This window comes from Candidatus Auribacterota bacterium (genome assembly GCA_026392035.1).
Taxonomy (GTDB): domain Bacteria; phylum Auribacterota; class Tritonobacteria; order UBA1439; family UBA1439; genus JAPLCX01.
The window spans coordinates 1-5314 of record JAPLCX010000024.1 but is presented as its reverse complement, the minus strand read 5'-3'; the positions used below and the strand labels follow the sequence as shown (position 1 = coordinate 5314).

Sequence of the window (5314 nt, the reverse complement as noted above, 5' to 3'; positions counted from 1 at the left end):
TTTGAACATGGGTACTGCGGAATGCGTTTTTCATGCTTAATGGATACTATATTACATACATGCGCACAAGCAAAAAAAGAGAAAAAATACATACCCCCTGTTTATCACTCTACCCTACCGAAACTGACCCATTACAAAATAGTAAAGAAATTTGTTGACTTTCAGATAAGGATTATGGTAAAAAATAATAGATTGGTAATAATAACTGGGAACTGAGGCTCCTGAGGCTCGGCTGTAACAGGAGTGCCGCCCTACTTGTAAGCTTTTTGGGGTATTCCCATCTTTATTCTTGACTTTTCACACCCATTAAAGTTGGTTCTGTCAACAAGCGAATGTTTTCTCATTCCCCTTCTACATAATACCGCGCCTTCCTTGTCCTCAAGTTTATTTGCGTTCATCAGCGAAATCCGCGGTTCTAAAAAAATTATTTTTGATATGCTGTGTGTCAATTGATAAAAGCAATGGCATTAAAAGGAGGATTGGATGAAGATAATGTTCAAGGCTGGGTCAGGATCGTTCGAGGCAGAGTTGAACAGCAGTCCCGCGGCGAAGGTGATCGGCGGAAAGCTGCCGCTCTCGTCAGAGGTGAATACCTGGGGGGATGAGATCTATTTCGATATAGGAATCTCCTGCCCGCGGGATGGACAGACAATGACCGTGAAGGTCGGGGATGTAGGGTACTGGCCCCAGGGGAAGTGCCTCTGTGTCTTCTTCGGCCCCACGCCCGCGAGCTCCGGTACTGATCCCGTCCCGGCGAGCCCGGTCGTCATTGTGGGAAAAACGAGCGCGCCGGTGAAGCTGCTGAGGAGCATCAGGGATGGGGAGAAGATAACTATTTCTGCCGCTTAGTATTACAATTTTAACTTATCCGCAGATTCGCGCACTTATCCACAGCCGTAGCCGACACTTAAGTGTCAGCTACAAAAATTAGTGGGCCGAAATACGGGGGTATGATCTATGTCTGATAATAGGAAGCTCAGCAGGCGCCGGTTTCTGACGGCACTCGCGGGGGCGGCAGGGGTGGGGACGGTATGGAAGCTCCGCGGCAAAAAGATCGGAGTACCTGCGGGAGCGAGCGCGCCTCGGCACGCGGCGGATCGCCTGCCTCCAGGGCAGCATTGGGTAGGCGAGCTCGTGGAATACAGCGCCGGGGGTCGCCCCGCGATTGATGAAGGCGCCTGGATGCTGCGCGTGGACGGCCTGGTGGCGCGGACGCTCGAGTTCGACCTCAAGGAGTTCCGCACCCTCCCGCACATTGAATCGATCAGGGATTTTCACTGTGTCACGACGTGGAGCGTGCGGGAATGCAGGTGGCGCGGCGTCCGGCTCGCCGATCTCTTGACGATGGCCGGCCCCACGCCCGAGGCGGGGCATGTTTTTGTCGAGTGTTACGGCGGCTACTCCACGAATATCTCGCTCGCAGTGGCCACACTGCCCGATGTGATCCTCGCAGATGAGTATCAGCGGAAACCGCTTCCCCACATGTTCGGCGGCCCCGTCCGCCTGGTGGTGCCGAGCCTCTACGCGTACAAGTCAGCCAAGTGGGTGAATCGGATTGTCCTCCTCGACCGCGAGAAGCTCGGTTACTGGGAGCGGTACGGATACAGCAACAACGCGGATCCCTGGAAACAACAGCGATGGTCTCGTGACGATGTGCAAGGAACAGGATGCACGCAGATACAGATAGATCGAGAGTATAAGAGGATATGAAACAGGATGCACGCAAATACACGCAGATCGGTTATGATTTGTTTTCGGAGGGTGGGAAATCCGTCAGCACTAATCGCACATATTCCAGTCTGGGCTTTGCAAAGTTGAGGATCAGCCCCACTTGGTACCCTGTCGCCTTGAGATAGTTTATAAGCTGTGCTTTGTGTATTTTTGTTATCTGTTCAACGGCTTTCAGCTCTAATACCACTTTATCATTTATGATAATGTCCGCCGTATAATCCCCTACAAGCCTGCCTTTATAGTGAACATTTATACTCTTCTGTGGCTCAACCTTGTAATGCCTCATCTCCATCTCATAAACAAGAGCATTCTCATAAACCTTTTCGAGGAAGCCGCACCCCAAAGTGTTTTGAACCTCGAATGCTGCGTTTATAATCCCATGCGTTACATCAGCATATTTATAATCAGTATCTCCTTTCTTATCTGCGTTCATCTGCGTGTATCCTGTTGCTATTTTTTTATTGGCGTTTATCCTGTTCCAACTCTATTGATTATTGCCTCCCGGCGGCCTTCCAGATTGAAGCCGCACCAGGAGGATGGGCAGAATCCCTTTCCCGCGTGGGAGACACAATTGAAGTCAACCATCGGGTCATCGCCGGTCGCCAGCATGCCGCAGTAGACGCGCGCCCAGAAATTCGCCCTGGTCTCCGCGTGGTATTTCCACCAGTTAACGCCCCAGTCCTGGGGCTGCTCGTAGTGAGAGCGTATCAGCCCCCCGATATGTTTCGGGTGCCAGCCGTAGCTGAAGAGCACGCGGCAGACCGTCTGGATGCTCGTCGGAACGAGGAGGCCGGGATTCGCGTTGCGGATAGGATTGGCGGCGCACGGGGGGATTGACTTCAGGTCGAGCTTCCGGTAGGTCTGCGGCCATTTCCAGGGGGGATCGTGTTCCACCGAATCAAAATCCTGATGGAACGCGTAGAGGGGGGAGGCGCGATAGTCGTCAATCACCCGTTCCCACCCCTGTGCGGCATCCGGTATAACTGATGAGGTGTGGGCCGCGTATTCGGCCGCCCTTCCGAGATCGCTCCTGATTTCGAAGAGCGCCCCCGGCGAGAGCCTGTCTCGGGGGACGGTGGCATAGACGGGCAGTTTGCGGGCCGTCTCCTGGCCGACGAGCCCGACATACACCTTGTGCTTCTGGTGCGTGGAAAATGAGGTGCGGATGTCGCGCATGTAGAGGGGATCCGCGTACTGGGTGATGTCCAGGTTCATCCCCTCGCGTCCGCGCTCGCTGTGTCCCGCGGAGGCGTCGGAGATCGACACCGGAATCGGGCTTTTCTTCCGTGTTTCCCTGATGACGCGGTGGCACAGGAACTCCATCAGACGCCCTATGCCGCTGTAGCCTTTCGCATCGCGTTCGGGGAGCGGCCTTCTGCGTTTGTTGTCTCCTCCGGGGACGGTGGCGTATTTTTGGAGGAGGCTTTTTTCGGGATGACCGATTGCCTCCAGCTTCGCGTGGACGCGCGAGGAGAAGGGGATCTGTGAAACGAAGTGGTACCCTGAAGAGGTGGTGTCGGTGAGATGGCGGACATCGTAGCGCCTGTGGAGACCCTCGATCACCCGGTACGTCGGTTCCATCAGCTCAAAGTGCGCGAGCTGGTTGCGGTAGAGGCCGGTCCAACTGTCCAGGTTGAAATATTCAACGTCCCAGATGGCGAGAGTGGCGCTGGTATCCCATACGGAGCGGAACAGGTCCAACGCCTCGTCCATCAGACCGGGGAGCCCGGCCCGGTCGGCCAGTTTCAGGGGGCGCCGGTAGCCCTGCCTCGCAAGGGATTCCCCGAAGCCCACGAGGTACTCGCAGCTGAACTCCTCCCCGCCGCAGAATTCGGCGATCCTCGCGCGTACGGCCTCGTTCCGGTAGTATTTCTGAACCGCCTCAAAATCCTTTTCAGACATTACCTCGCTGAGCATTCGCATGGCGGGTTCAGAACTTTCCGTTCCAGCGGTAGATCCCCAGGCTGTAACCGCAGTTTGGCTGCCAGCAGTACCCCTTCTCCTTGTGCGAGATGCAGTTGTGGTCGATCATCATGTCGACCTCGGCGGCAATCAGTCCGGCGAAGAGACGGACGTAGAAGGACGACCTGGAGCCCGCGTCGAAGTGGTCCCACCTGTTCGGCCCCCAGCCGTAGCTGCCCTCCCACTTGGAGCGCACGAGGCCGGCGATGTGCTGGGGATGCCATCCCAGCGCGAGGAGACAGCGGGTCAGGGTCTGGAGGTTGGTGGGTTTGAGAAGGTTGTCGTTCGGGACGCGGAGGGAGTGCTGGACACACGGGGGGAGGACGCGTATATCAAATGCGCGATAGGTTGTATCCCATTCGCTCCATGGATCCTGCTGTTGGCTGTCAAACCATTGGTGGAAGCGGAACAGTTTGGACTGCTGGTAGTCATCGATCACCTTTTTAAAATCGACCGTGAAATCGGGGATGAAACAGTACGTTTTTCCCGCGTACTCTGCGGCGTTGCGGAAATGACGCCGGAGGCAGAGGCATTCCTCAAGCGTGAGTTTGCCCCGCGGCACGGCCACCTGGATGGGGGTGCCCTGCGAAATGGCCTCGCCTACCTTGTGGCGTTGGACCTTGTGCTTCTGGTGGGTGGAGAAGGCGCAGCGGAGGTCCCTCATGTAGATGGGATCGCCGAAGCAGGAGAGGTCGAGTGACACGGCTTCGCGACCCCCGCGCCCCGTCTTCCCGACGGCCACATCGGTCATCATGATGGGCATTCGCGTCTGGCTCGCGGCGGCTCCGATGATCTGGTGGGCGAGGAACTCCATGACCCTGCCCATGCCGTCGAATGAGCGCCCGTGGCGGGGAGAGACCTTTCTGTACCGCTTGCTCAGCTCGGCCCCGTATTTCCCCTCGATGGAATCGATGAGGTGGCCGAGGCTTTCGAGCGTGAGATCGGTCTTTGTCCCGGACTGGATCTGGAAAGAGAAATGGTATCCCTGGCCGGTCATCAACACCATGGGTTGAATGCCATAGCGCGTGTAGACGTCCAGGATAGACCGATAGACGGGCTCCAGCTTCTTGAAGACGCCGACCTGGTTTAAGTACACCTCCCCGGGGTAGTCCATGTTGAAATATTCCACATCCAGGACGCCGAGGGTGTGGACGCGATCCCAGAGGGAGCGGAATACATCCAGCCCATTTTCTAAAATATAGTGGAAACCGGCCTTAGGCGTTGAGAGGTACGGTTCCCGCGCGGGGGTTCCGATAAGGGCCTCCCCGTAGCCGACGAGGTACTCCGCGGTGCACAGCTCGGGTTCCTGGGCGCTCCCTCCGCAGTATTCGGCGATCCGCTCCTGGACCTCTGGGTCGCGATAGTATTCGCCAGCGGTGAGCATAGGGTTTCTCCTTTATGATCGCCGCGTTGGTTGCGAGGCGGTAAACAAATTCCAAGCAGAAGTATTATCACTCAGAATATGTATTTCTTCCAGCGTTATTTTGTAATGGGTCAGTTTCGGTAGGGTAGAGTGATAAACAGGGGGTATGTATTTTTTCTCTTTTTTTGCTTGTGCGCATGTATGTAATATAGTATCCATTAAGCATGAAAAACGCATTCCGCAGTACCCATGTTCAAA

The 5314-nt window shown here is 55.7% G+C and carries 7 protein-coding genes; 3 read left to right on the top strand and 4 right to left on the bottom strand.

What is annotated here, in order from left to right; translation table 11 throughout:
- The 3 genes from NTX71_02390 to NTX71_02380 form a co-directional block, all read left to right on the top strand.
- Nucleotides 1–216 (top strand): hypothetical protein (locus tag NTX71_02390; protein MCX6338752.1); only part of this gene is annotated, 216 nt, incomplete at its 5' end.
- Nucleotides 217–483: 267 nt separating this feature from the next.
- The gene (locus NTX71_02385; protein ID MCX6338751.1) at nucleotides 484–849 is read left to right on the top strand and encodes a cyclophilin-like fold protein; all 366 of its coding nucleotides are present in this window, start codon (nucleotides 484–486) and stop codon (nucleotides 847–849) included.
- A gap of 108 nt (nucleotides 850–957) precedes the next feature.
- On the top strand, nucleotides 958–1710 hold the full coding sequence (locus NTX71_02380) for a molybdopterin-dependent oxidoreductase (protein MCX6338750.1): 753 nt from the start codon (nucleotides 958–960) through the stop codon (nucleotides 1708–1710).
- 31 nt (nucleotides 1711–1741) lie between these two features.
- Here NTX71_02380 and NTX71_02375 read toward each other — a convergent pair whose 3' ends face one another.
- The 4 genes from NTX71_02375 to NTX71_02360 all read right to left on the bottom strand — a co-directional run.
- Nucleotides 1742–2164 (bottom strand): GxxExxY protein, encoded by a 423-nt coding sequence (locus NTX71_02375; protein MCX6338749.1) that lies wholly within the window; start codon nucleotides 2162–2164, stop codon nucleotides 1742–1744.
- 35 nt (nucleotides 2165–2199) lie between these two features.
- Nucleotides 2200–3654 (bottom strand): hypothetical protein, encoded by a 1455-nt coding sequence (locus NTX71_02370; protein ID MCX6338748.1) that lies wholly within the window; start codon nucleotides 3652–3654, stop codon nucleotides 2200–2202.
- A 7-nt stretch (nucleotides 3655–3661) separates the two neighbouring features.
- Nucleotides 3662–5077: a hypothetical protein gene (locus tag NTX71_02365; protein MCX6338747.1), complete on the bottom strand. Its 1416-nt coding sequence runs from the start codon at nucleotides 5075–5077 to the stop codon at nucleotides 3662–3664.
- 12 nt (nucleotides 5078–5089) lie between these two features.
- Nucleotides 5090–5314: hypothetical protein (locus NTX71_02360; GenBank protein MCX6338746.1), on the bottom strand; the 225-nt coding region annotated here is incomplete at its 5' end.

What these genes read in the sequence shown, in the direction of transcription:
- NTX71_02385 (MCX6338751.1), top strand. Translation starts at nt 484, where the DNA reads ATGAAGATAATGTTCAAGGCTGGGTCAGGATCGTTCGAGGCAGAGTTG.
- NTX71_02380 (MCX6338750.1), top strand. Translation starts at nt 958, where the DNA reads ATGTCTGATAATAGGAAGCTCAGCAGGCGCCGGTTTCTGACGGCACTC.
- NTX71_02375 (MCX6338749.1), bottom strand. Translation starts at nt 2,164, where the DNA reads ATGAACGCAGATAAGAAAGGAGATACTGATTATAAATATGCTGATGTA.
- NTX71_02370 (MCX6338748.1), bottom strand. Translation starts at nt 3,654, where the DNA reads ATGCGAATGCTCAGCGAGGTAATGTCTGAAAAGGATTTTGAGGCGGTT.
- NTX71_02365 (MCX6338747.1), bottom strand. Translation starts at nt 5,077, where the DNA reads ATGCTCACCGCTGGCGAATACTATCGCGACCCAGAGGTCCAGGAGCGG.